The organism is Vibrio sp. DW001, assembly GCF_029016285.1.
GTDB lineage: Bacteria > Pseudomonadota > Gammaproteobacteria > Enterobacterales > Vibrionaceae > Vibrio.
In genome coordinates this window covers 168,318-193,195 of sequence record NZ_CP091976.1, presented here as the reverse complement: position 1 = coordinate 193,195, position 24,878 = coordinate 168,318, and the positions used below count along the sequence as shown (strand labels likewise).

Below are 24,878 nucleotides of genomic sequence, written 5' to 3'. Positions count from 1 at the left end.
TTATTATGTCTATGCGGTCTTGTAACCTTTTAGTACTGAGTTGAGCTTGCTTGATGCCTCTGTTAACTCAGAGACACCTTGAGCGGACGTCTGCGCGACCTCTCTGATAACGTCTGATTGGCTACGAATATCGCTTAATTCACTTGCTATATCATTTGCAACAGTGCTTTGCTCATCGGCAGAGGTTGAGATATGAATACTCATTTCCATTACCGCGCGAGCCGATTCTGCAATGGAGACCACATCATCACCAATGCTCGAGATGATTTCATTGCTGGTGTTGGCTTGCGACACTGTATTTTCAGTTTTCGATGCAATCAATCCAGTTTCGACCTGCAGTTTTTCGATGGTGGATTGTATCTCAACGGTCGCTTCTTGTGTTCGGCTGGCCAGTGTTCTTACTTCGTCTGCGACTACGGCGAAACCTCGGCCATATTCGCCAGCACGAGCCGCTTCAATCGCGGCGTTGAGCGCCAATAAATTTGTTTGTTCAGATATCGCACTAATGGTTGTAATAACGTCATTAATTTGGGTTGTGCTATCTGCAAGCGTTGCGACTGAAGTTGATGATTCAGAAATAAATTGGCTGAGCTGTTCAATTTCAGAGATCGCTTGTTGAACACGTTGTTGACTTGCCTGAACGTATTTTTCATCATTCTCGGAGTGTTCTGCCGCTTGTTTGGCTATGTTCGAGACTTCCAAAGCAGAAGCGGTCATCTCTTCCATTGCTGTTGCGACAGAATCGAGCGATGAGTGTTGGTAGTTAATCTGCTTTTGGCTTTGCGTTACTTCTGATGCAAACGTTGCGGTTGTCATTTCTAACGTTGTTGAGCTTTCTTTTACTACCTCAACTAACTCCGTCAATGTATCCATCGCTTCATCTAACGCACAGCCGATGGTACCAAACTCGTCACGACCAGAATGGAAACCTAAACGGGAAGTAAGATCGCCATCTGCGATTTTAACGGTCGTTTGCCATAATACCCAAAGAGCACCGGTCAAAAATGTAGCGGTCCAATACAGAACGATAGCAATAGGAATTAGCCACAAGAAGCTAAGTAAAAACGAGTTTAAGGCGGCTTCCTTTGCTGTTTGTACTGAGTCCGGAACTTGTTCAGTCAGTGTCGCGTATTGACCGTTAGCTATTCTAGCAGAGGCCGTGATAGAACGGCTTTTGAAAGAGGCTTCCGTTGAAGCGTTAGAGATAGAGATATTCGGTATGCTTACCTTGCTATCTGGTGCTATCGCCGACGCAATTCCGTTTACTTTGGCTTGTACAATCTTGACGGAATTATTCTCGATACCAGTTATCGCTTGGTTGTATCTGCCAAGGGCGGTGGTCGTTAGAGCGGCAAAGAATAGGACAAAAATGACCCAAAATTTATCGTTGATAGACATTTTTATAAATAATCTGTCAATCAATCGAAATGGTATCTCTTTCATGTTGGCCTCGTTGTTGAAATGCTGGATAGATGTCTCGCAATGTAGATTCTAGATGAAAAAAAGATAAATGCTCGACATTTTTATGCAATAGCATGTATTTTTTAAACCAAAGATGCGACTCGTGTCACATTGCAAATCTGTTTGGTTACGAAGCGAATTAGTATAAAAACTCTACGCAAACGGTTGCATCTGACGGAGCGCATAGTTTTTAAAAATTATCGATGTTTAATGTTAGGTGTTATAAAAAATCTGTCATATAAAAGTGTTATCTCTATATTCATAGACGATAAGGAGGTAATGGTTATGGATGAACAATTTTTAGAAAACGATAGCTTAGAGTGGTTAGATGCATTGGAAATTGGCTTCGACCTAACGGATTATGAGTTGGATGATGCCATAATCGATGACGCATTCGTTATTGATAATCTGTAGAAGTGTGGTTACACGTGAGCACGACTAACGCATTTAAGATAAAGCCAGTGACGAGAGTTGCTGGTTTTTTTGTTTTTGACCGTTACGTCCATTTTATGTTTTAACTTATCGCTCATTTAGGCTAACTTGTGGTTATTATTACCGACGCTCCTGTGTTCAGGATAAGTAGAATAGCTTTTAGATGAATTTTTTGGCGCACATTCATATTGCCACAGTATGCGACAGTGACGTTGCTGGTAATCTGCTGGGTGATTTTGTAAAAGGGAACCCTGTTGGTCGTTACCCTAAAGAGGTTGTTGACGGCATTATGTTGCATCGGTTTGTTGATAAGTTTACTGACCAACATGAAATATCGAGACAAGTTAAGTTGCTGTTTTCACCTGCTCGACGACGATTCGCCCCTATCGCGATGGATGTTTTTTGGGATCATTGTCTAGCGAATGCGTGGTCTGAATACTGTGATGAGAGTTTACATTCTTTTTGTCAGACGGCTGAGAAACGAGTGGCGAAACCGGACGTTGATTTACCTGAACGCTATCTACATGTAACCGAATTGATGTGGAAGCATAGATGGTTGACGTCATACGTTTCATTAGGCACGATTGAAATAGTGTTAGAACGTATGTCTCATCGTAGTACTAGAATGGCACCGTTAGCGGAGTGTTTTCAAGATATTGACACGCATTATGATGAAATGAAGGGATTATTCTCAATTTTATATGATGATGTACTTAAAGCGAGTATTGAAAAAACACGTCATCTACCGTGATAGAGACGTGGGTTATCTGTTACAATCTTGACCCAAATTTCTGAGAGCTTAAGTTAATGTCTGAATCCCCGATTTCTTTTTCCCAATTGAACCTTAATCAACAACTAGTGGAAACGCTGGGCAAGCTTGGTTTTGAACAGCCGACAACAATACAAGAGAAAGCGATCCCCCATGTTTTGGAAGGGAAAGATGTATTAGCTGGAGCCCAGACTGGTACGGGTAAAACGGCGGCATTTGGTTTGCCTATCATTCATAATTTAATGGCTGAATCTCAGAACAGAACCGATGACAAGCCGAGAAAATGGATTAGAAGCTTAATTTTGGTCCCCACTCGTGAACTGGCTCAGCAAGTTTTCGATAGTCTTGTTAGTTATAGCGAGAACTGCGACTTAAACATTGTTGTGGCTTATGGTGGAACGAGTCTAAATGTTCAAAAAAGCAACCTGAGAAATGGCGCTGATATCCTTGTTGCGACACCAGGTCGGTTATTAGACCATGCCTATACTAAAACCATCGATCTAAGACGTACCAAAACCTTGGTACTTGATGAAGCAGACCGTATGTTGGATATGGGCTTTCTTCCGGATATACAGAGAATATTGAAACAACTCCCAACAGAAAGACAAACGCTGTTTTTCTCGGCAACCTTTCATGATCGTGTTAAAAAGTTAGCGTATCAAATACTCGATAACCCTGAAGAAGAACAAGCTACACCATCTAATAGTACGGCGAGCACCGTATCGCAAATGGTTTATCCGGTAGACAAAAAGAGAAAGAGCGAATTGCTTGCTTATCTCATCGGCTCTCGAAACTGGCGACAAGTCTTGGTGTTTACAAAGACGAAGATAGGCAGTGATGCATTAGTTAAAGAACTTAAACTGGATGGCATAAAAGCCGCATCAATAAATGGTGACAAGAGCCAAGGAGCACGCCAAAAAGCGTTGGATGATTTTAAATCAGGTAAAGTCAGAGCGTTAATTGCAACAGACGTTGCGGCTCGTGGCATTGATATTCAAGAGCTTGAATGTGTAGTGAATTTCGATATGCCATATCAAGCGGAAGATTATGTACACCGAATTGGTCGTACTGGACGTGCAGGTAACGCTGGGTTGGCTATTTCGTTATTGGTGCGTGACGAAGAGTATCTACTGAAAGCAATTGAAAGCTTGTTAGATGAACGCCTTCCCCAAGAATGGCTTCAAGGGTTTGAACCGAGTTTGATTGAAGAATCTAAAGAAGAGCGACCAATGAAAAAACAAAATCGCTCTGCTGAAAAAAGAAAAATAAAATCGAAGCTTAATGTCCACCGTAACCGTGGCAAACGAAGCTAAGAGAATTGTCTTAGATTATCGGAACATGTGTCCGGATTCGAGAAATCGCAGGCAATAGGCAATAGAAGATCTCTTAGATTTGAAGACGTCACGATATCATCTGCTTGTATGTTTAATTGACTAGCAATCAATTTATTAAACATCGACCAGTGTCTAAGTAATGCCTCGTCTATGTTACTCACTTCCCCCTCCCATACTATCTTCAGTAATGGGCGCAGACTGATAGCTGCGTGAGCGGTATAAATCATCTGCCATTTGAGTTCCCAGAGATTGACCTGATGGCTTGGGTTTTGCTTGTTGTGCTCATCGATAAGACCCTGTGTGATTGATTCAAACACCCCTGACTGATCCATAAAATAATCGAAAAATTCACCTTCTTGTCTTATCGCGTCAGCAATAAATTGGAGTGGCTGAGGATTAAGTAATAAGTGTGCCATCATCTTAATACTGAAATTATACAAGACAATTTGAGCGGGTTTGTTGTCAGGGAATTCATTGATTAACGCTTTAAGGTAGTTCTGCATATAGGCATTCAACGTATCACTTACGGCATACCAAATTTGTTCTTTACTACCGAAGTGGTGGCGAATAAGGCTATGGGATACGCCAGCAGCTTCGCTAATGTTTCTCAATGATACTTTTTCATAGCCTTGCAAACAAAACATTCTTCCTGCGGTAGCAAGGATTAAGTGCTTAGTTTCTTCTGCTGTTTGCGCGCTTCTTCTGCCCTGTTTTCTACAAATCATAATGTCTTCTCAAAATTCAATAACGCATTCTAATCAATATATTGGTTCTCGTCAGTATAATTTACTATACGTATGTAAAATATACATTGATCTTAGTCGAATTATTCATATACTGCACAAACGTGTAGTAAATACTTTTCACAGTGATGGAGAAAGTAGGGTGAATAAGAAAGGCTTAGTTACAATGTTCAAACTAGCTATAGTAACAGGCGCTTGGGTGTTCCTTGCAGGTTGCGAGCAAGCAAATTCAGAGACACAAGAAGACGTCATTAAACCGGTGAAACTTTATCAGGTACCAAATATCACGGACGCCGGTTATGACGTTTTTTTAGCTGAAGTTGATGCTGGTGACCGTTCTCAACTGTCGTTTCGAGTTCCCGGTGTGATTGACACGTTAAGTGTCAAAGAGGGACAGAAAGTGGTTAAAGGAGAGGTGCTTGCTGTTCTTGATGACAATGACTACCAATTAGCAGTAGATGCGTCACAAGCTCAATATGATTTGACCAAAACTCGTCTTGAACGCAATAAACAATTATTTAAGAAAAAATTGATTAGTGCCGACGTATTTGACCAATCTGAAACGGCATTTAAGGCGGCAGACGCCAATCTTGAAGAGAGCAAAACCGATCTCCAATATACTCAGATTACAGCGCCATTTAATGGTGTGGTGTCATTGAAGTTTGTTCAACCTTTTCAATATGTCTCGTCTAAACAGCCAGTACTTAACATCATCAATAATGAGAACTTGGACATAAATATTGTTATTCCGGTTCCCTATATTGAGAAGGCAGGTATACACAATCTACCACGTCGTGAGTACGCAGTGATATTTGATATACATAATACTATTGTTGTGCCTGCAGCCTTTAAAGAGATGTCTACGCAACCCAATGTCGACACCAATAGCTATAGCGCGACCATCACGATTGTTCGTCCAGAGTCTCTTAATATTCTTACTGGTATGACCGGACAGGTGTTAATAACCAATAATCGAAAAGAAAATATGCTCTCAATACCGGATGATGCATGGATCACTAGAGAGGCTGAAAAAGGCAAAGTTTGGAAGTTTAATCAGTTGGAACAGAGTGTAGAAAGTATTGCTGTTGAGCTAAACGAATTTGGCGCAGTAGTATCCGGTTTAAAGGCGGGAGATCAAATTGTTGTCGCGGGAGCAAAGGATCTTAAAGAAGGACAGATAGTAAGAGCGTGGACTCGAGAGGGCGGTATCTAATGCGAATGCACCGACATTATAAAATAGTGGGACTCCTATTTGTGTTAGCGACACTGCAAGGATGTGGAGTAGAAACAGAAGTGAAAGAAAGGAAAGCCGTTACCGTATCAATATTTGACGTAAAACCGCCTCTTTCAAGCCAGTTTAGAAATTTTAAAGGTACGGTTGCACCCGCGGATCTCACCCCTTTGTCTTTTCGCGTAGAGGGCAAACTGGAAGCTATTTTGGTACGCAAAGGCCAAAGAATTAAGAAAGGAGAACTGCTAGCAAAGCTTGATACCAAAAAACTTCGTCAGCAGTTAGCGGATACCCAAGCGCAATATGAACTCACGGTAAAACAATGGAGCCGTGGCAAAAATCTTCTCAAAAGAAAGATGGTCTCACCATCTGAGTTTGATGAGTTGACCGCGAGTAAGCGAATGGCCTTTGTTAATTTTCAGATCGCGAAAAACAACCTAGAATACACACGCTTAGTTGCGCCTTTTGATGGTTATATTTCTGAAGTGCCAAAGCAGTCTTTTGAAAATGCGAGCCCCGGTGAAGAAATTCTAAGTGTTTATCGTGGCGATGTTGTTCGTATCCGAATTGCTATTTCCGACACCGTGCTTTCTATGATTAATCCAGATAGAGAGACCCGAAATTATCACGTGAAGACACGTTTTTTTGGTGATGAAAGAGAGTTTGTGTCGACTTACTACCAACATTCCAGTGAACCAGCGCAAGGCAGCAATGCCTTTGAGTTTTGGCTAGAGATGCCACAGGTTGAACCGGCTATTTTACCGGGTACAAGTGCCAGCTTAGATGTCGATTTAGTAGCGGCTGGTCTTCGAATTGTAAAGGGGTATCAGATACCGATGACTGCACTTGATGCGGGCGTTAAAGAGAATGAATTTTATGTCTGGAAGCTTATTGACGGCACCGTTCATAAACAATCAGTAGATATCATTCAGATCAGTAGTCATGGAGCAATAGTAGCCAATGGAGTCGTTAATGGTGACGCCGTTGTTAACTCCAATTTAAGAAAAATGCGTGAAGACGCTGTCGTTGCTATAGCAAACAAGGAAGAGATCCAGTGAGCATTGCCGAATATTCAATAAAAAATAAAGTGATAAGTTGGTTATTTCTTGTCATTTTAGCTATTGGTGGAACCCAAAGTTTCTTTGACTTAGGTCGCCTTGAAGATCCCGCATTTACCATTAAAGATGCGTTGGTTATTGCGACTTATCCTGGAGCAACCACAACAGAAGTAGAAGAAGAGCTGACTTACCCAATTGAAAAGGCGATCCGTCAGTTACCGTATGTTGACAACGTTACCTCAATCTCTTCGGCTGGTATGTCACAGATTACGGTGAGCATGAAAATGACTTACGGTCCTGATGAACTTCCACAGATTTGGGATGAGATGCGTCGTAAGGTGAATGACTTACAACCCACTTTGCCTTCCGGGGTGACGTCGCTACAGATCATCGATGATTTCGGTGATGTATTCGGCATTATGATGATGTTAACGGGTGATGGTTATGATTACGTAGAACTTAAACGCTACGCAGATTTGCTAAGCCGTGAAATAGAATTAGTCGACGGTGTCGGTAAAGTCAGTATTGCAGGTGATCAGCAAGAGTACTTGTACGTAGAAATGTCGATTGACCGTCTGGCTTCTCTAAATTTGGACTTTTCAACAATAACCTCGTTACTTTCGCACCAGAATAGTGTTGTTTCTGCAGGTGAGTTGATGATTAATGGGCAGAACTTGACCATTCGTCCAAGTGGTGACTTGAACTCTGTTGAATCGTTAGAAAATTTGATCATCCACGGCCGTGATACGGGTAATCTCATTCGACTAAAAGATGTGGCGTCGGTTAGACGTGGTCTCCAGGAAAAACCAGAGAATATCGTTACGTTTAACGGAAAAACGGCGATTAACCTCGGGATATCTTTTAGCTCAGGTGTGAATGTTGTTGATGTAGGCCATTCGATTGAAGCGAAACTAGCGGAAATTGAAAACATTAAACCCGCAGGCCTTGAACTCAGTTATTTTTACAACCAGTCTCAAGAAGTAGATAAATCGGTACAAAACTTCATGGTAAGCCTAGCAGAAGCGGTCGGCATCGTTATCGTCGTCCTCCTATTGGCTATGGGTCTTCGAAGTGGCCTAATTATTGGTATTGTCCTATTGCTTACCGTAATGGGCACTTTCATTTTAATGAAACTCTCTGATATTGAGCTCCATCGTATTTCTCTTGGGGCATTGATCATTGCACTCGGTATGTTGGTGGATAACGCCATTGTTATCGTTGAAGGAATATTGGTCGGCCTTAAGAAAGGAAGAACCAAACTTCAAGCCGCGAAAGATATTGTTAAGCAGACACAGTGGCCTTTATTGGGTGCGACGGTTATCGCTATTACGGCGTTTGCACCAATAGGTTTATCGTCTGATGCCACCGGCGAGTTCTTAGGTGACCTCTTCTGGGTATTGTGTTATTCACTCTTCTTAAGTTGGATTACAGCACTTACATTAACGCCGTTCTTAGCGGATCTGCTTCTGAAAGATGGCGAGAGTGAAGAGGGCGAAGATACTGATCCATATAAAGGCGCTTTGTACCTTGTGTTTAGCTCTGTCTTGAAATTTGCACTGCGCTTTAGATGGTTAACTGTTGCGAGTATGGTTGCTTTGCTTGTAACGGCTATTATTGGATTTGGCAACGTTAAACAACAGTTTTTCCCTGCCTCTAATACACCTATGTTTTATGTCGATATGTGGATGCCTGAAGGCACCGACATTAGAGAAACTCAGAAGCAAACCGAAGAAGTTGATCGCTTTTTACGTCGCTATGACGAAGTTGAATTTGTCTCCTCTTCTATTGGGCAAGGATTACAGCGTTTTGCATTAACCTATGCACCAGAAAGGAGTTATGAGGCGTACGCTCAGTTTCAAGTGAGAGCAAATGATAGGGAACAGATGTTCACGCTATTGCACAAACTTGATGATCAGTTAGCGGATTCGTTTGACTCTCCAACCTTTCAATTTAAATTATTGGAATTTGGGCCATCACCGGCATCGAAAATAGAGGCGCGAATTACTGGTGCGGACCCTCAGATATTAAGAAATATTGCGGCTCAGGTAGAAGATATTCTTTACCAAGATCCGGGTTCTCGAAATATTCGACACGATTGGCGAGAAAGAACCAAAGATCTCGTGCCAATGTTTAACGAATCTAAAGCTCGTCGCATGGGCGTATCTAAAGAAGACCTCTCCAATACATTGCAAACCGCATTTGGTGGTTCAACCATAGGCTTGTTTAGAGATGGTACGCAAATGATTCCAATTATGGTTCGTTTACCAGCAGATGAGCGTGTCAATTTTGATACAGTGCAAAACCTTGGTATTTGGAGTCCGAGCCAACAAGCCTATGTGCCAATTGAACAAGTGATTGATGGCATTGATTTGGGTTGGTCTGAACCATTGATTATGAGGCGAGACAGAAAGCGTACCTTGACCGTTTTAGCCGACCATGACGTGCTGGGTAATGAAACACCTGCGAGTCTGTTTGCTCGTATTCAACCTAAGGTTGAGGCCTTAGCATTACCTGAAGGGTATGAACTAAGTTGGGGCGGCGAATATGAGTCATCTAAAGACGCTCAAGAATCTCTGTTCAGTTCTTTACCAATGGGTTATTTGCTGATGTTCATTGTCACTATCTTCCTGTTTGGTTCAGTGAAAAAATCATTGGTGATATGGTTTACCGTTCCATTATCAATTATCGGTGTTTCTGTTGGTTTGCTTGGATCAAATATGCCATTTAGTTTCACTGCATTTCTTGGGTTACTGAGCTTAAGCGGCATGATCTTGAAAAATGGTATCGTGCTGTTGGACCAAATAAATTTGGAGTTAACAGAAGGGCGAGAACCTTATGAAGCGATTATACATAGTGCCGTTAGCCGTGTTCGGCCCGTTAGCATGGCAGCGATTACAACCATACTCGGTATGATCCCATTAGTATTTGATGCTTTTTTCGGTTCAATGGCGGTCACCATTATGGCTGGTTTAGGTTTCGCCACGGTATTGACGCTTATCGTTGTACCTGTGATGTTCGCGATACTGTTTAAGATCAAGACCCCTCAAAAGAATCAACAAGCATAACCATAAAAAGACCTAACAAGATCACTTGTTAGGTCTTTTTATGAATTAGGAACGATGGATAATCCTTAATAGCCCTGTTTTTTTACTGCCTTCGACAGGGCATTTTTCTTTTAGATACTAACGCTTACCTAAATAACTCGTTTCTAATTATATAGTTCCGCCAATTTTTCAATCAGCTTATCAATATCTTGCGTTGAAATGTCGTTATGTGTAGCAAACCTGATTGGGTTCATAGCGGTGATAATGATATTATCTTTTGCTAAGGTATCGGCCAAGCTCTCCACATCTACATCGTCATCAATCTTTGCAAAGACTAGGTTAGTCTGAACATGATCGGGATTTACTGAGAAGCCTTTAATGTTGGCTAAGCCATTAGCCAATCTTTTCGCATTCGCATGATCGGTTGCAAGTTGTGCTACTTGTTCGGTCATCGCGAGCTTTGCCGCTGCCGCTAGGATGCCGGCTTGTCTCATACCACCGCCAAGCATTTTTCTTATTCTTCTTGCCCTATCAATAAATTCTGTGGTCCCTAGCAATAAAGACCCAATTGGTGCCGATAATCCCTTCGACATACAGATAGTGATTGAATCGAAATATTGAGTGATTTCTTTGATATCGACATCTAACGCGACTGAGGCATTATAAACACGTGCACCGTCTAAATGTAATTGCAACCCATGTAGATTGACAAACTCACGCGCCTGCCTTAGATACTCAAGTGGCAGTACTTTACCGTTGATGGTATTTTCAAGGCTGAGGAGTTTGGTTTGAGCAAAGTGAAAGTCGTCTGGCTTTATGGCGGCACGAAGTTTATCAAAGCTGATTGTCCCATCTGGGTTATTCTCTATAGGTTGTGGTTGTATAGAACCTAAAACAGCCGCACCTCCTGCTTCGTACTTAAAATTGTGTGCCTGTTGGCCACAAAGGTACTCATCTCCGCGCTGACAATGAGCCATAAGGCCAAGCAGATTTGCTTGAGTCCCAGATGTTGTGAAAAGTGCGGCTTCGAATCCATGTCGTTCTGCTGCCCATTTTTCCAAATCATTGACAGTGGGATCATCGCCATACACATCGTCTCCGACTTCTGCGTTGGCCATTGCCTCACGCATGGCTTGGGTTGGTTTTGTTACGGTATCTGAGCGAAAGTCCATAGAATTCGTTTCCAAGTATTTGATTTACTATATGTAATTTAATAGCTTTGCTTTTAACAAACAAGCGATTGTTTTCGAATCGATTATTGTGCCATTCACGATCATGTCTTCCACTTCCCTAATGCTGAGATACAGTATCTCAATGACCTCATCAGCATCACACGTTAGTCTTGCGGTTTGACTTAGATCCTTCGCGATATAAAGATATTGGATCTCGTCGCAAAACCCGGCTAGAGGAATTAGCTCTCCGAACGATTGAAAGTGTTTTGCGCTGTAACCCGTCTCTTCTTCCAATTCACGCATCGCACAGTCTATTGGTAATTCGTCGTGCTCTAATGTGCCTGCCGGTAGTTCATATAACCAATCGTCTATAGACGGCCGAAACTGTTTCAGTAATAGAATGTCGCCGTTTGACATGATTGGCAAAATAACCGTTGCACCCGGGTGCGTGACGGTGGTGTGTATGACTTTAACACGGTTAGGAAGCGTCATCTCACGTTCAATAAGCGACAGTTGTTTCCACTGATGGATTAATTTAGGCACGTTGTACTCTCTGAGTTTTATCGAGGGGGTTGCATAGTGATAAATGAAAACAATAATCCCAAAAATAATCGGCAAATTTTGCTGCTATTATCCTACGTCACTAGAAATACTGAAGCAATGTAGAAGTGACCAGCGACACATTTACCACTATAACATGTGTTTAGTTACAAGTTTTTTAACCAGTTATAGACAAGACATATTTTTTAACGATACTGGGTTCTGTAAAGTAACACTTTAATAACAAACTCGTTCTATTTTTCAAAGTAACTATTTGCGGTTTATCTATGACAATGTCTCAAAGAGCCTCACACGCCCAAAAAGCGCTTCTATCAGAAAGAATAAATAAATTAGTTAAAGCCCTTTCTTACGGTGTATATGAAAGAGAAGGTACGATTAAACTGTGCTTGCTGGCGGCGCTGTCTGGCGAGAGTGTCTTTCTATTAGGCCCCCCAGGGATTGCGAAAAGCCTCATTGCAAAGCGTTTAATTCAAGCATTCGATAACAGCAGCTATTTCGAGTATCTGATGACCCGGTTCTCTACACCGGAAGAGGTGTTTGGTCCTTTAAGTATTCAAGAATTGAAAGACAATGGTCGATATGTTCGATTAACTGAAGGGTATCTTCCTCAAGCTCAAGTTGTATTTCTAGATGAAATCTGGAAAGCAGGACCGGCTATTCTTAATACACTGCTTACCGTAGTAAACGAGAAAACATTTAAAAATGGTAATGAGATCCAAAAAGTGCCTATGCGTTTGCTGGTGTCTGCATCTAATGAGCTTCCCGATGAGGACAGTGGTTTAGAGGCGCTTTACGATAGAATGTTGGTGCGTGTATTCGTTAACCGAATTCAAAACAAGCAGAACTTCAAAGCAATGCTGATGGTCGGGACTGAACAGGAAGCCGAAATCCCAGCGGGGTTGGCTATCACAGATGAGGAATATCATCTCTGGAAGCACGAATTGGACTTGCTTGTACTCAATGATGAGTGCTTTGAAAAATTATACGCGCTTAAGGCTCTGCTAGAAAAGAAAGCGGAGGAAAACAGGGTTGATTCGTTAGGGTCCGAATTGTATGTCTCGGATAGACGATGGAAGAAGGCCGTTAAGTTATTGAAAGCGAGTGCCTATTTTAATGGAAGAGACTCGATTAATCCTCTTGATTTATTACTCCTAAAAGACTGCCTGTGGCATAGCCCCGAATCTAGGCAATTGGTACAAGAAGTGATTGAAGAGTTCGCGATAAATCACGCCTTCGATCAACATATTATTCAGCAGCAGATAACAAGTTGCCGAGATGGGTTATCGTTAATACAAGATGAATTGGAATCCGAATTTAGCATGACTTTAACCAATGAAGCGGCAACTGGGATTCTGCGCAAAGGTGGTTATAGCCTTGATATATCTAATGCCAAAATGTACAGCGTTGGGAATGCGAGAAGGTTACTAAAACTGGTTCTTTTACAGAGTAATATGTCTGTCAACGAATCGGAAAAAGGGGACAGTCGCTGGATCTATGTAGCGAAAGAAGAGCTAGAAAAGGTGATTAAAGAGGGAGGAGGTGACGCCTACGGTTACGTGAATCAAAATAGTAATCTATGCCGAATTCGTTTCGATATTAATGTCTCTGACCGTTTAGTTGTCAAAGATATCGCGAATCGATCTGTGTTGGCGTGCATTGTTACCAATGAAGGCCTCGATTCCACGCTTTATGGAGAGTGGTGCGAGAAAGCAGAGGATGCAATAAAGCAACTTACCCAAGCTGAACATCATTTTCGTAAAGTGCGGTCTGATTTTCATGGCGCATTACCACACAGCTTTATTGATGACCGATTGCCAGCAAAAATGGAAAGCAGTCTACAGTCACTGATGGACGATGTTGAAGTCATTCAATTAGAGAGTGAAAAAGTGACTCAAAGAATAAAAAGTTTGGATCAGTTCTTTGTATAGGAAAATAAAGTGCTAGGTGCAGATGGACTAAATTTGATAATGATGGTCGCAGAGTCGGGCATCATAGATACGGCGGTTAATGACTTAATCGGTCGATCTCAACTGCTTATGATCCCAGAGAATAGAGCGGTAAAAGCCTCGGTAAATAATCAGATTACCAAGTGGCGAAATGGGGTGAAAAGAAAAATCACCAAAGCGTGTGAGACTGAACGATTGCTTGATGAGCTTAATCTTTATCAAGAAGTTATTCATTATGATGAAGATACATTCTTTGAAAAAGTCCCTGATATTGTCAAACAACTTCAATGGCATTCCCCATTCTATTCTAAAGCGAAGAAGTTATTAGAACGAAACAAAGGTGTCTATAACCCTATGTTTCCTCATTACTTCTGCGAACAGTGGTACAAAAGCTTATCAAAAGCGATAAAACAGGCTGAGATTGCACAGTTAGAATCGGATAAAGAGAAGTTTTTAGCCGATCTCTATCAACGCATAGAAACAATGCAAAGCATGCAGAACGTTTCTGAGCAAGGTGATATTGCCAAGCTTGGTCGACTGTGGGATATGGCAGCGGCAAAACTATCTAAAAGCGATGTTTTGTCGATGAAACGCTATGCGGAATTCTTGAAGAAGAATGCCGAGTTGCAAGCGATGGCTGAAAAACTGGGGCGAATGGCCAGTGAAGTGAGTGACCCTGATTTATTAAAAAATCCAGCTGAAGAGCTAAGAATGGTTGAAGAAAAAAGCGACGAAGCAGCGGATGATATTGTTGGCATTCATGAAAGTGATGATCTCAGCCGAATGTTGCCGAATGAAACGATGTTCTTGGCTTACCCAGAGCTAGAGGTGGTGTTTTACAAGCATTTGGTTGATAAGCGCTTGATGAACTATAAAGTAAAGGGTAAAGCGCGCAAGCTTCGTAAGATCAAATCTCAGAAACCAGAAAATAGGAAAATAGATATAGAAAAAGGGCCATTTATTATCTGTGTCGATTCTTCCGGATCGATGAGTGGATTCCCTGAGCAATGTGCTAAAGCGATGTCTTATGCTTTGATGCAAATAGCGCTTGCTGAAAACAGAGAGTGCTTTGTTATTCTGTTTTCAACCGAACGGATTACCTACGAGTTGACTAAAGCGGATGGTTTAAGGGAAGCCAGTGACTTTCTCTCGTATCAGTTTCACGGAGGGACTGATCTGGATCCTGTTATCGTTAAATCGGTAGAATTAATGAGCTCCGGCAAGTATCGCAATGCTGATATGGTGGTTATTTCTGATTTTATAGCCCCCAAACAACCTGAAGTTATCTTGGATATGGTCAGAACACTCCAATCTAAGAAAAACCGTTTTCATGCGATTAGTCTATCGAAGTACGGCAATCCGCAGTTAATGGCAATGTTTGATCATTGTTGGAACTACCATCCAAACATTGTGGGTCGATTATTCAAAAAATGGTAATGGGTCATGTCCTTTCGTCTCGTTCCCGCTCATACAGATCGGGAAAATGAGCAGAACAGTACGTTTTTCTTCGATTTTGTTAAATATGTGTAAATTTGGTGTATTGATCAGTTGTGTAATAAAATAATGTTTTATTATATAACATACTGTTTATTATAAATAAACATCGTTTCAGAATACACTTGTGCGCTCGAAAGTATTTGCAAGAAAGTGTGAACGGCGTCAAACTTAACTGTTACTGCTCGGTAGACGAGCTTCCATTAGCAGAGGTTTTTATGAAAGTTGTTGATATTCTCAAGCACAGAGGGGAATCTTTGACCAAGCATCATTTGGAAATCAAAGAACTCATGTCGCCTGTGATTAAAGATTACTGGGACGACCTTGTCCATAAAGCGAGTGAAAGCCCGATATTGCATTGGTTTCGTGATCACTCGATGATTCCTGCTGTTAATGAAGAAATGAAACCTAGCGTTCAGGAAAGTTTTGATTTAAGTGATAAAGCGTTGGCGGTTCTCAATGAACTCCATGAAAAGTTAGATGAAGAAATTCATGTTGGTGAGTGGGTTCAAATGACTCAAGACCGCATCAATTCTTTTGGCCAAGTGACAGAAGACATGCAATGGATCCACACTGATCCAGAGAGAGCAGCTGAAGAGTCACCTTTTAAGAGCACTGTCGCTCATGGCTTTTTGACCCTGTCTATGCTATCTAAAATGACAGACAGCGTTGATGCGAATAACCCATTGTTTCCTAGCGCCCGTCTTGTGATTAATGTTGGTTTGAATCAGGTACGCTTCCCTTATCCTGTGAAAGCGGGAAATCAAATTCGAACTCGTAGCAAGCTATTGAAAGTGACACCTATTAAGAAAGGCCTTGAGGTAGAGCGTGAACTCAAAGTTGAAATAGACGGAGTTCGTCGTCCGGGATGTGTGGTAGTGTCGGTTATAAGGCTTTATTTCTAAGATTATTTTTTAAAAAAGAGCGACTATTTAGTCGCTCTTTTTTTATCTTCATTGTTTAACGCTGTTAATCCAATCTAGGTTATATAAAACTAACTAAGTTTGTCATCCTTGACTGGCTCTTTGGTCCTTTACGGTATGATATATCACGGACTCGTCAATTTAGGTCGATGTTTCGTTAATCGTTCGTTGGTATATAACCGTATTGCTGAATGAGTTTCTTTGCACGGTCTGATTTTAGAAACTGAATGAACGTTTGACCATCCTTACTAATTTCTTCCGTTTTGTAGAAAATAATGAAAGGTCTAGAAAGTTGGTACTTTTTGTCGCGAATATTTGTCTGCGTAGCGGTGATACCTTCGAATGTTAACTCTTTTACTGTGTTGTCTACGGAACCATCTGAAATAAAACCTATCGCCTGTGGATTATGTTTAACGATGGTCTTGACCATACTGTTACTACTGACAACCAAATTGGTTGGATTGATATCAGATACTTGATGCTTATTGACTATCCGTGTTAAACCGAGCAGTGATTCAAAACTAGAACGAGAACCAGAAGATAACTCGCGCGTGACAACCGCGATAGTGAGATCTTTGCCTCCGAGTTGTTTCCAATTAGTGATATTGCCTTTATAGACATCGAAAAGTTGTTCGCGAGTGATGTCTTTAATTAGGTTCGCGTGGTTAACAACGACACCCAAGCCGTCATAGGCGATGGTCAGTACCGTTAACTGTTCAGAATACTCACCTTCAGTAAGATAACGTGAACTCATTCCTATTTCCGCAACACCTTTGTTTACCATGGTGATACCCGCGGTTGAACCAATACTTTGAACTGCGATATAGGATGCGTCATGCGTCGCATTAAATTCCTCAGCCAAAACGTCCATGATACGTGACACAGATGTGGAACCTGAAATGTTTACTTCTTTAGCGTTTGCTACTGGAAGTAAAAAGGTGGCTGATAACAGAGTTGCTAGAACAACACGAAACATAAAATCTCCAAAAATGAGTAATCCGAAATCAAATTGTATTTCTGAGGTATGACATTTTTATGAATGACAGTAAGTTTGTCTTTTATTCACAACATTAAGTGTATTTCATCAGATAAGGCTTATAGTTAAATAGGGACCAATTTTAGATGGTGAAGTTCATGCATATATCAGAGATAGAACAGTTTCGCCTTGAAAAAGCCGTTAGGGCCATGTGTTCTAGCCGTAATCAAAGCATCTTAGCTGAGATGGGAAAAGTGCAATATGAAATATATAGCGAAGGCGTGATGTTTTCAAAGCTCTGCTTTTTGCTTGACTCTTCTCACGTAAATGATGAATTTCCAATCGCAAAACTAGAATACGACTCGAACAAAAACACGTGGCAACTTTTTTTAGCAGAAAGCGAAGAAGGGAGTACAGAATTAGAAGCTTGGGTGCCTTACCCAAAGTTACAACCCCAATCAGAATTTGCTCGACTACTTGATGAAATTGAATTGGATCCGCATCAAATTATCTGGTGAATTACGGGGAGAAGCAAATTAAAAGAGAACCATAAAGGTTCTCTTTTTTAACCTTTTTTAACGTGTTGTCGAAACTCTTTCGGTGTCATAGCTTGCACGCCTTTAAACGCCGTACTGAAGTGTGCTGCGCTTTTGAATCCGGATTCTAGCGCAATCTGAGCGATAGACTTGTTACTTAATCTAAGCTTCGTTGCTGCGTAGTTTACTCGCTTTATTTTTAGTATTTGAGAAAAGCTTAAACCTTCCGCAGCCAATCGTCTTTTAAGTGTGGCGATCGACATGCCGAGGAAGCCTGCGGTCGATTCTAGCGAGACATCACCTTCAATATTGATCTCAATAAATCCGATGACTTTCTCTGCCGTTCCTTGATCGCAAGCGCTACGAATAACAGGTAAGAAGTTAGGTTCGATAGACAGGATTTCATAGATAAGAGCCTGAGCTAAAGATTCTAACGTGGACTCTGTGCTCGTATTACTTTCTTTGGCTTTTAGCAATACGGTGAGAATTGTCTTTGCCGTTTCATGGGCATCACTTAATACATGGTTTTGCGTATTGTCATCTGTCGTATTCAACTCTGAATTATTCAGATTGTCACAGAACTGCCGGAACAAACTGGGTTCAAAGGTGATGATATCAGCAGCAAATGTGCCATTATCGGCGTGCGACACTATATCCCTTACTCTGTCAGAGTGGTAAATAGTGAACTCACCAGCAGAAAGCGTTCTAGGTAGGTTCTCTTTTGTTGAATAGCTAACGTGACCATCTCTGACCAAAATTAGCCCACATTGGGTTATTGGATAACGAGTTGCCTTGCGGGCAACGAAAATATCATGCTTATATACTTTTATTCTCGACATAAACTCACATTGAAACAGTAACAAGGTGCAGTAAACACCTTGTTAGATAGTAAACATTATTCCGATTTCTTATTCGGCTCAGCTTGTTCTGGCTCTGCAAAAGGTTGCTTAGGTTTGGCAACTATATTACGATTTTCTATACTTACATCAGTAAGTACTATTTCTAGCACATCACCAAGTTTGTAAACGTGATCCTTGTCGATAGATATAGTACCTAATTCGCTATTGCACTCAATTCGCTCTTTATTCGCCATAATTAGAGACGCAGGCACAAAGCTCGTCGCGCCGTTCTCCAAAATACGAACTCGCATTCCAGCACGATTGATATCAAATATTTCGGCGACAAAAATTGTTTCTTTTTTCGGCTCATTCGCTAACGTTCGAGCATATAGCCAGTTTGCAATATTTCGCTCGGCAATTTTATGGTGTTTTCTATGTATTGCGAGTTCATCACCTAGCGAATCATCGGGTGCGTGAACGGGTTCACGGCCCAAGATATGGTCTTTAAGCAATCGATGGTTGACCATGTCGCCATATTTTCTAATTGGAGACGTCCAAGTCGCATAGATATCAAGGCCCATGGCGAAATGTTCTAATGGCACGTTGCCCATTTCACTATAGGCTTGAAGCTTTCTAAGCCTATTATCTAGATAGGCAGTTTCTTGATTATTAAGCCAACGTCTAAGAGCGCTAAAACCTTCTAACGAGCCTAATTCTTCTTCTGTGAAGTCGTTTTCAGGGTTGCTATTTACCAGTTTAACGACATCTTTAATTCGGTCTGTTTTAAAACCTGCGTGCGTATTAAATATGCCCGTGCCAAATTTTTGTTTCAGTACCGAACCTGCGCAAATGTTGGCCGTAATCATCGTTTCTTCAACCAGTTTGTTTGCGCTTCTGCGTTCTTCTGTATGGATCGCGATGATGTCGTTGTTTTCGCTTAGTTCAAATCGATAATCAGGGCGATCTTTAAATACTACAGCGTTGCTTTCTCTCCAGGAGGCTCTCGCATCTGCTAAATCAGCGAGAACTTGAAGTACTTCTGCTATGCTTGTGCTGGGCTGCCATTGATTCGCCGAAGTGTCTTCTAGCCAATCAGATACATTGTTGTAGTTTAAGCGAGCGTGCGACTTAATATTGGCCGCAAAAAATTGTATATCATTACCAATGGTTCCGTCATCGGAGATAGTCACACTGCAACATAAAGCGGGACGAATTTCGCCTTCAACAAGAGAACAGAGTTTATCTGCAAGTTCTCGCGGTAACATGGGAATGTTTCTACCCGGTAGATAGATAGTGAAGCCACGTGCTCTAGCCACTTTATCCATGTCATCATCGGTGGATATATAAGCGGTTGGATCGGCGATGGCGATGGTCAGTTTATAACCTCCCGATTCAAGTTTTTCAGCATATAAAGCGTCGTCCATATCTTTGGTAGACTCGCCATCGATAGTAACAAATGGTACTGCAGTCATATCAACACGGGTCAGAGAAGGATCATCCAATATCGCCCACTCTTGTATCCCTTCAGGCTCCGTATTTGGTAGGTCATTTTCAGCCAACGTTACCCACCATGGTGCAATTTTGTCATCTGCATCAGTGATTTTTTCAACGATTTCGACAAAAAAACCGCTGTTATCTTTTAGTGGATGCTGGACGAGTTGTGCAACAACCCAATCGCCGTCATTTAGTGTCTCTGGGTTGACCCCTTTCTTGGCCTTGGCCTTAAGTGAGAGTTTTCTGTATTGCTGTTTGTCAGGTACCACATTAAGGCGACCTTTAAACAATTTAACTCGCCCGATGAAACGGTTAAGGCTCTGTTCGATGAGTTGATCTGGTTCGGCGAACTCTTTGTCATTTTCGTTACGAATAAGCGCCACGACCTTGTCACCGTGCAGGCATTTCTTCATATGTGCAGGGGGAATAAAGACGCTGGTTTTGTTATCCACTTCTAGAAAGCCGAAACCTCTTTCAGTCGCTTTAACCACACCTTCTTTTTTAGGGATATTTTCTTTTATTTGCTGCTTTAATTGAGCCAGTAGGGGGTTGTCTTGGAACATTACGAAATCATAATCCTTTAATTTATAAGGGAAAACTAACTCTCCCCGATGCCTCCTCAAAATTCTTCCTCAAAACGAAAGTAAATTAACGTTGAGTAGGATAGAGCGAGACAGAAGTCATTGAACGGTTACGGAGTCTCATATTACTAGGTAATTTGGCGAAAGTATATTTATCGACTCGGTAATGTGCCGGTTATTAAGCCGATTTAAATATGATTGGGTCTCGTTACATGATTCGATATTGCAGCATGGAGTAAACACTAAGGCGGGTCTAACCGCTCAAACGGGCTGTAATCTACAATGACAATAGCCAAATCATGGGGATACTGATATTGGTTATTGCAGTTTGTTTCTTACTAACAAACTCGCAATAATGAGAGAAACACCAGCAACAATCGCCATTGGGATGGTGTGAGCGATGATCTCATGTATTGGTAACGCCTTCAGAAATACGCCTTGTACGATGACCAAATAATGTTGGATGGGTAACCATTCAGCGATGTACTGTAAACTTTGAGGCATGTTAGCAACGGGTGTTGCAAATCCAGACAACAACATCAGAGGAACAACGGCGGCAAAACAACCTAAAATAGCTTGTTGCTGGGTATTTGATATGGCTGAAATCATTAAGCCCATTGCTGCCATCGAGATCAGAAATACGATTAAAGCCAGTTGTAACCATAAAAAAGACCCGGTGAAGGGGATCTCGAAGATAAATATTCCCGCTGCAATCATCACATTCCCAAGGAATAGGCCGACGACTAATGGTGGTATAACCTTCGCGACAATGATTTCTCCCGAACTACATGGGGAGACTAAAAGCTGTTCAAATGTGCCTAATTCTCGTTCACGCGCGATGGATAAGGCCGTTAACAACAAAGCAATGACCATGGAGAGAACCCCAGACAATCCCGGAACAACAAACCATTGATACTCTAGGTTGCTATTAAACCAGTGTCGTACCGTGACTGGGTTGGTCTGCTCTTGACCTAAGTCAACGGTAGCGAGATACAAAGCACTAATGCTTTGTATATATCCAGTGACAACCTGGGCTGAGTTCGCTCTTCTTCCATCTGAAATGACCTGTATTTGTGGGTTATCACCTTTGATGACTGTTTTTGAAAAATCAGAAGGGATGACAATGGCAACTAAACTTTGTCTAAGATTCATTTGGTGTTGTAGTTGTTGATATGAATGCACATTATCAATCTTTTTGACGAAGTTTGCGTTTGCGATTTGATGAATGAACTGCTCAGAGTAGTAACCATTATCTCGATTGAACATGGTTACATTTACATTATTAACATCGAGAGTGATGGCGTATGAAAAAATAATGAGCTGAAGGAGAGGAGGCGCTATTAAGACAATTCTGGTTTTTTTATCGCGTAAAATACATAAAAACTCCTTAATAATTTGCGCCTTTAATGCTGGTGAAAATAACATGGTTTTTATCCTTCTAATGTCTTAGATGTTTTTTTCACAGCAATGATAAAAAATATCAGTCCGATGAATAACATTGCCGCAATATTGGGAATAAATAATGGCCAGATATCCCCAGCTAAGAAAACGGTTTGGATACACGCGATATAATATTTTACTGCCAAAATATGGGTAATTAACTGAATGACATAAGGCATGGAATCTATCTCAAATAGAAACCCTGACAATAAGAACGCGGGCAGAAATGCAGAAAGTAATGCCACCATTGACGCTATAAATTGATTTTTGGCCAATGTTGAAATTAATAAGCCTTGCCCCAAAGCTGGAATCATAAAACAAGAAGAGAGTAAAAGTACGGCTCCCCACGAACCTTCAAGTGGAATATTGAAGACGATGGTGGACAACAAAACGCATATAACGGTCGCGATAAGTCCAAGTATGAAATAAGGGACAAGCTTTCCAAGTAATATTTCTTTAGTCTGAGCTGGTGTCGAGATCAAGGCTTCCATCGTGCCTTTCTCCCACTCTCTCGCAATGACTAAAGCCGTAAGTAATGTGCCTATCATTGTCATCACAATGCCTATCGCTCCTGGAATTAGAAATCGTTTACTTTCGACTTCTGGGTTAAACCAAACACGATTTTCTATCGTAATCCTCTGTGCTTGCTCATTTAAAGTCGATTGCTGAATCCATAACGCCACGACACCTTGTGAGTAGTTAGCCACAAAATTTGCCGTATTTGGTTGAGACGCATCGGTTACAACTTGAATCAAGTTGTTTCGGTCTCCAGAGGCAAAGCGTTGTGAAAAATTACTGGGGATAATTACGGCGCCACTTAACTGCCCAGTGACTATTTTTTCCTTCGCTTCACGAAGGTCACGTACCGGTTCTACTAAGAAATACGTTGTTTGACTAAATGCAGCAGATAAAGACTCAGACCATGCGGAATTGTCTTGTTTAACAACCGCAATAGGAAGTTGTTTAATATCCAACGAAATAGCGGTTGCAAACAACGTAAGCAACACAACAGGCAAGACAAAAGCGATAATAATGGCAGAGGGGTCTCTAAGAACTTGCAGGGACTCTTTGATAATTAATGCGCTAACTCTATTTATATCAAACGCTTTTGCCATCTATTTGTCCTCATTTTCAATCAGTTTAATAAAGGCTTGCTCCATTGATGGGTCTGGTAAATCTGCGGTACGCCACCGGCTTTTTAGGTTGTCAGGGCTATCCAGTGCGATAAGCTTAGCGCGATACATCAAGGCAATTCGGTCACAGTATTCTGCTTCATCCATAAAATGTGTCGTCACCATCACGGTCATTCCTTTCGCGACGAAACCGTTGATATGAGTCCAAAATTCGCGACGGGTAATTGGGTCTACACCCGATGTAGGCTCATCCAAAAATAAAACCTTCGGTTGGTGCATAACCGCACACGCTAAAGCCAATCGTTGTTTGTAGCCTAAAGACAATTCATCAGGGCAATTATGTAGATAGGGCTGGAAATGAAATGTATCGATCATATCTTGAACTCGCCGTTTTTTTACTCTGCCCGATAAGCCATATACACCAGCCGAAAAGTCCAGATTTTGTTTAACAGAAAGCAGGCTATATAAAGAAAATTTTTGTGCCATGTAACCCAACTGCATTTTTGCTTGTTTTGAGGCCGTAGCAAGATTAACTCCTGCTACTTTAGCACTACCAGAGGTCACTGATAACAAGCCACAAAGCATTTTGAATGTCGTTGATTTTCCCGCTCCATTGGGGCCTAGTAGACCAAAAATTTCACCCCTTTGGACGGCAAAAGAGACATCATCCGTTGCTTTGAACTGACCAAACGCTTTGGTTAAATGTTTGCACTCTACAACGTCTTTCAAGTCTTGGTTTATATCGTTCATTTTCTCTGCTAACTCAGAACGTCCCGAAGGTATTCCTCCTAGAAGATCAACGAAGGCATCTTCAAATCTAGCGGGACATTCCTCTATAATAGCCTTCTTTTTCTTCGCAAAAAGCATCAAATTTTCAAGTCGTTTCGAATCGGTAAGTACGACCCTAATCGCTTGTCCTTGGATGACCCCATCGGACGTAAAAGGCATATCCAATAAGTCACGCAGAATTGTCCGTCGCTGTTCATAGATATTGTTTATTTTATAGCTACGATGATGCAGTCTTTCGGTCAAAATGCTGGGTTTACCTGAATAGAGAAGCGAGCCTTGATTAAGTAAAATCACTTCGTCACATTGTTCCGCTTCATCTAGGTATGCCGTTGCCCATACGACGGCCATACCTTCACTGAGTAACTGATCAACCATCGCCCATAAATCTTGGCGACTTAATGGATCAACACCAACGCCCGGTTCGTCAAGTAATAGCAGTTTAGGTTTCGCCATCAATGCACAAGCAAGCCCCAATTTTTGCTTCATCCCACCGGATAAATTACCCGCAAGTCTTTTGGTAAAAGGCTGCAAGCGAGTAAATGTCAATAAATCGGCAAATAGAGCGGCTTGTTGGTTGCTTTCGACGCCTCGCAATTTGGCGTATAGCTGCATATTCTCCATCACGCTTAGGTCTTCATAAAGACCGAAACGTTGTGGCATATAGCCAACATGTTCAGCTAACTCATCATGATACGTAACAGAGTCTTTGCCTATAATCTCAATGTTGCCTTGGCTTGGAATCAATAACCCCGCGATCATTCGCATAAGCGTCGTTTTTCCTGACCCATCTGGCCCGACTAATCCAGTTAACATTCCAGAACGAATGACGGCAGAGACATTATCTAACGCTAGATTGTCAGAAAATGATTTGCTGACTTCTGTTATCGTTGCAGTCACATTGCGGTTAACCATGGTTTCTTTC

At 41.5% G+C, this 24,878-nt stretch carries 20 protein-coding genes; 10 read left to right on the top strand and 10 right to left on the bottom strand.

What is annotated here, in order from left to right; genetic code table 11:
- Window positions 1-9: 9 nt before the first annotated feature.
- Window positions 10-1,443 (bottom strand): methyl-accepting chemotaxis protein, encoded by a 1,434-nt coding sequence (locus L3V77_RS18220; protein WP_275137676.1) that lies wholly within the window; start codon window positions 1,441-1,443, stop codon window positions 10-12.
- 303 nt (window positions 1,444-1,746) lie between these two features.
- On the opposite strand from L3V77_RS18220, the gene L3V77_RS18215 reads away from it, so the two are divergent.
- The 3 genes from L3V77_RS18215 (at window position 1,747) to L3V77_RS18205 (ending at window position 3,975) form a co-directional block, all read left to right on the top strand.
- Window positions 1,747-1,875, top strand: coding sequence for a hypothetical protein (locus L3V77_RS18215; RefSeq protein ID WP_275137675.1), 129 nt, complete (start codon window positions 1,747-1,749; stop codon window positions 1,873-1,875).
- A 181-nt stretch (window positions 1,876-2,056) separates the two neighbouring features.
- Window positions 2,057-2,644, top strand: coding sequence for an ACP phosphodiesterase (locus tag L3V77_RS18210; protein ID WP_275137674.1), 588 nt, complete (start codon window positions 2,057-2,059; stop codon window positions 2,642-2,644).
- Between the two features lie 56 nt (window positions 2,645-2,700).
- A complete protein-coding gene (locus tag L3V77_RS18205; protein WP_275137673.1) occupies window positions 2,701-3,975 on the top strand; it encodes a DEAD/DEAH box helicase in 1,275 nt (424 codons plus the stop codon).
- Here the strand turns inward: L3V77_RS18205 and L3V77_RS18200 are convergent.
- Window positions 3,972-4,721 (bottom strand): TetR/AcrR family transcriptional regulator, encoded by a 750-nt coding sequence (locus tag L3V77_RS18200; protein ID WP_275137672.1) that lies wholly within the window; start codon window positions 4,719-4,721, stop codon window positions 3,972-3,974. The two genes, L3V77_RS18205 and L3V77_RS18200, sit on opposite strands and share 4 nt — an antisense overlap.
- Window positions 4,722-4,905: 184 nt before the next feature.
- Between L3V77_RS18200 and L3V77_RS18195 the strand changes: the two genes are divergently transcribed.
- From L3V77_RS18195 to L3V77_RS18185, 3 genes are read left to right on the top strand one after another with little or no spacing between them, the layout of a single operon-like run.
- On the top strand, window positions 4,906-5,952 hold the full coding sequence (locus L3V77_RS18195; RefSeq protein ID WP_275137671.1) for an efflux RND transporter periplasmic adaptor subunit: 1,047 nt from the start codon (window positions 4,906-4,908) through the stop codon (window positions 5,950-5,952).
- A complete protein-coding gene (locus tag L3V77_RS18190; RefSeq protein WP_275137670.1) occupies window positions 5,952-7,028 on the top strand; it encodes an efflux RND transporter periplasmic adaptor subunit in 1,077 nt (358 codons plus the stop codon). Before L3V77_RS18195 ends, L3V77_RS18190 begins: the two co-directional genes overlap by 1 nt.
- The gene (locus L3V77_RS18185) at window positions 7,025-10,093 is read left to right on the top strand and encodes an efflux RND transporter permease subunit (protein ID WP_275137669.1); all 3,069 of its coding nucleotides are present in this window, start codon (window positions 7,025-7,027) and stop codon (window positions 10,091-10,093) included. The genes L3V77_RS18190 and L3V77_RS18185 overlap by 4 nt, the downstream gene beginning before the upstream one ends.
- A gap of 143 nt (window positions 10,094-10,236) precedes the next feature.
- Here the strand turns inward: L3V77_RS18185 and ltaE are convergent, their stop codons facing one another.
- The gene (ltaE, locus tag L3V77_RS18180; RefSeq protein WP_275137668.1) at window positions 10,237-11,244 is read right to left on the bottom strand and encodes a low-specificity L-threonine aldolase; all 1,008 of its coding nucleotides are present in this window, start codon (window positions 11,242-11,244) and stop codon (window positions 10,237-10,239) included.
- A 27-nt stretch (window positions 11,245-11,271) separates the two neighbouring features.
- Entirely contained in the window at window positions 11,272-11,787 is a 516-nt protein-coding gene (locus tag L3V77_RS18175) for an NUDIX hydrolase (protein WP_275137667.1), read from the bottom strand.
- A gap of 284 nt (window positions 11,788-12,071) precedes the next feature.
- Between L3V77_RS18175 and L3V77_RS18170 the strand changes: the two genes are divergently transcribed.
- The 3 genes from L3V77_RS18170 to L3V77_RS18160 all read left to right on the top strand — a co-directional run bounded on the left by L3V77_RS18170 (window position 12,072) and on the right by L3V77_RS18160 (window position 16,150).
- Entirely contained in the window at window positions 12,072-13,733 is a 1,662-nt protein-coding gene (locus tag L3V77_RS18170; protein ID WP_275137666.1) for an ATPase RavA domain-containing protein, read from the top strand.
- A 9-nt stretch (window positions 13,734-13,742) separates the two neighbouring features.
- On the top strand, window positions 13,743-15,188 hold the full coding sequence (gene viaA / locus L3V77_RS18165; protein ID WP_275137665.1) for an ATPase RavA stimulator ViaA: 1,446 nt from the start codon (window positions 13,743-13,745) through the stop codon (window positions 15,186-15,188).
- A 275-nt stretch (window positions 15,189-15,463) separates the two neighbouring features.
- Window positions 15,464-16,150 (top strand): MaoC family dehydratase, encoded by a 687-nt coding sequence (locus tag L3V77_RS18160; RefSeq protein ID WP_275137664.1) that lies wholly within the window; start codon window positions 15,464-15,466, stop codon window positions 16,148-16,150.
- A gap of 175 nt (window positions 16,151-16,325) precedes the next feature.
- Here the strand turns inward: L3V77_RS18160 and L3V77_RS18155 are convergent, their stop codons facing one another.
- A complete protein-coding gene (locus L3V77_RS18155; protein ID WP_275137663.1) occupies window positions 16,326-17,144 on the bottom strand; it encodes a phosphate ABC transporter substrate-binding protein in 819 nt (272 codons plus the stop codon).
- 158 nt (window positions 17,145-17,302) lie between these two features.
- Between L3V77_RS18155 and L3V77_RS18150 the strand changes: the two genes are divergently transcribed.
- The gene (locus L3V77_RS18150) at window positions 17,303-17,662 is read left to right on the top strand and encodes a DUF3024 domain-containing protein (protein WP_195706283.1); all 360 of its coding nucleotides are present in this window, start codon (window positions 17,303-17,305) and stop codon (window positions 17,660-17,662) included.
- Window positions 17,663-17,709: 47 nt separating this feature from the next.
- On the opposite strand, the gene L3V77_RS18145 is transcribed toward L3V77_RS18150, so the two are convergent.
- From L3V77_RS18145 to L3V77_RS18125, 5 genes are all read right to left on the bottom strand, one after another.
- Complete coding sequence (locus L3V77_RS18145) at window positions 17,710-18,519, bottom strand: AraC family transcriptional regulator (protein ID WP_275137662.1); 810 nt, start codon at window positions 18,517-18,519, stop codon at window positions 17,710-17,712.
- A 56-nt stretch (window positions 18,520-18,575) separates the two neighbouring features.
- Window positions 18,576-20,576: an exoribonuclease II gene (gene rnb / locus L3V77_RS18140; protein ID WP_275137661.1), complete on the bottom strand. Its 2,001-nt coding sequence runs from the start codon at window positions 20,574-20,576 to the stop codon at window positions 18,576-18,578.
- Between the two features lie 336 nt (window positions 20,577-20,912).
- Window positions 20,913-22,019 (bottom strand): ABC transporter permease, encoded by a 1,107-nt coding sequence (locus L3V77_RS18135; protein ID WP_275137660.1) that lies wholly within the window; start codon window positions 22,017-22,019, stop codon window positions 20,913-20,915.
- 5 nt (window positions 22,020-22,024) lie between these two features.
- Window positions 22,025-23,149: an ABC transporter permease gene (locus tag L3V77_RS18130; RefSeq protein WP_275137659.1), complete on the bottom strand. Its 1,125-nt coding sequence runs from the start codon at window positions 23,147-23,149 to the stop codon at window positions 22,025-22,027.
- Window positions 23,150-24,868, bottom strand: a complete 1,719-nt coding sequence (locus L3V77_RS18125) for an ATP-binding cassette domain-containing protein (protein ID WP_275137658.1) — start codon at window positions 24,866-24,868, stop codon at window positions 23,150-23,152.
- Between the last annotated feature and the right edge of the window lie 10 nt (window positions 24,869-24,878).

Bases quoted from the DNA above. Each gene is read 5' to 3' on its own strand.
- L3V77_RS18125 (WP_275137658.1), bottom strand. From the start codon at position 24,868: ATGGTTAACCGCAATGTGACTGCAACGATAACAGAAGTCAGCAAATCA.
- L3V77_RS18205 (WP_275137673.1), top strand. From the start codon at position 2,701: ATGTCTGAATCCCCGATTTCTTTTTCCCAATTGAACCTTAATCAACAA.
- L3V77_RS18220 (WP_275137676.1), bottom strand. From the start codon at position 1,443: ATGAAAGAGATACCATTTCGATTGATTGACAGATTATTTATAAAAATG.
- L3V77_RS18135 (WP_275137660.1), bottom strand. From the start codon at position 22,019: ATGTTATTTTCACCAGCATTAAAGGCGCAAATTATTAAGGAGTTTTTA.
- L3V77_RS18130 (WP_275137659.1), bottom strand. From the start codon at position 23,149: ATGGCAAAAGCGTTTGATATAAATAGAGTTAGCGCATTAATTATCAAA.
- rnb (WP_275137661.1), bottom strand. From the start codon at position 20,576: ATGTTCCAAGACAACCCCCTACTGGCTCAATTAAAGCAGCAAATAAAA.
- L3V77_RS18170 (WP_275137666.1), top strand. From the start codon at position 12,072: ATGACAATGTCTCAAAGAGCCTCACACGCCCAAAAAGCGCTTCTATCA.
- L3V77_RS18150 (WP_195706283.1), top strand. From the start codon at position 17,303: ATGCATATATCAGAGATAGAACAGTTTCGCCTTGAAAAAGCCGTTAGG.
- L3V77_RS18195 (WP_275137671.1), top strand. From the start codon at position 4,906: ATGTTCAAACTAGCTATAGTAACAGGCGCTTGGGTGTTCCTTGCAGGT.
- ltaE (WP_275137668.1), bottom strand. From the start codon at position 11,244: ATGGACTTTCGCTCAGATACCGTAACAAAACCAACCCAAGCCATGCGT.
- L3V77_RS18155 (WP_275137663.1), bottom strand. From the start codon at position 17,144: ATGTTTCGTGTTGTTCTAGCAACTCTGTTATCAGCCACCTTTTTACTT.
- L3V77_RS18200 (WP_275137672.1), bottom strand. From the start codon at position 4,721: ATGATTTGTAGAAAACAGGGCAGAAGAAGCGCGCAAACAGCAGAAGAA.
- L3V77_RS18210 (WP_275137674.1), top strand. From the start codon at position 2,057: ATGAATTTTTTGGCGCACATTCATATTGCCACAGTATGCGACAGTGAC.
- L3V77_RS18145 (WP_275137662.1), bottom strand. From the start codon at position 18,519: ATGTCGAGAATAAAAGTATATAAGCATGATATTTTCGTTGCCCGCAAG.
- L3V77_RS18160 (WP_275137664.1), top strand. From the start codon at position 15,464: ATGAAAGTTGTTGATATTCTCAAGCACAGAGGGGAATCTTTGACCAAG.
- L3V77_RS18190 (WP_275137670.1), top strand. From the start codon at position 5,952: ATGCGAATGCACCGACATTATAAAATAGTGGGACTCCTATTTGTGTTA.
- L3V77_RS18215 (WP_275137675.1), top strand. From the start codon at position 1,747: ATGGATGAACAATTTTTAGAAAACGATAGCTTAGAGTGGTTAGATGCA.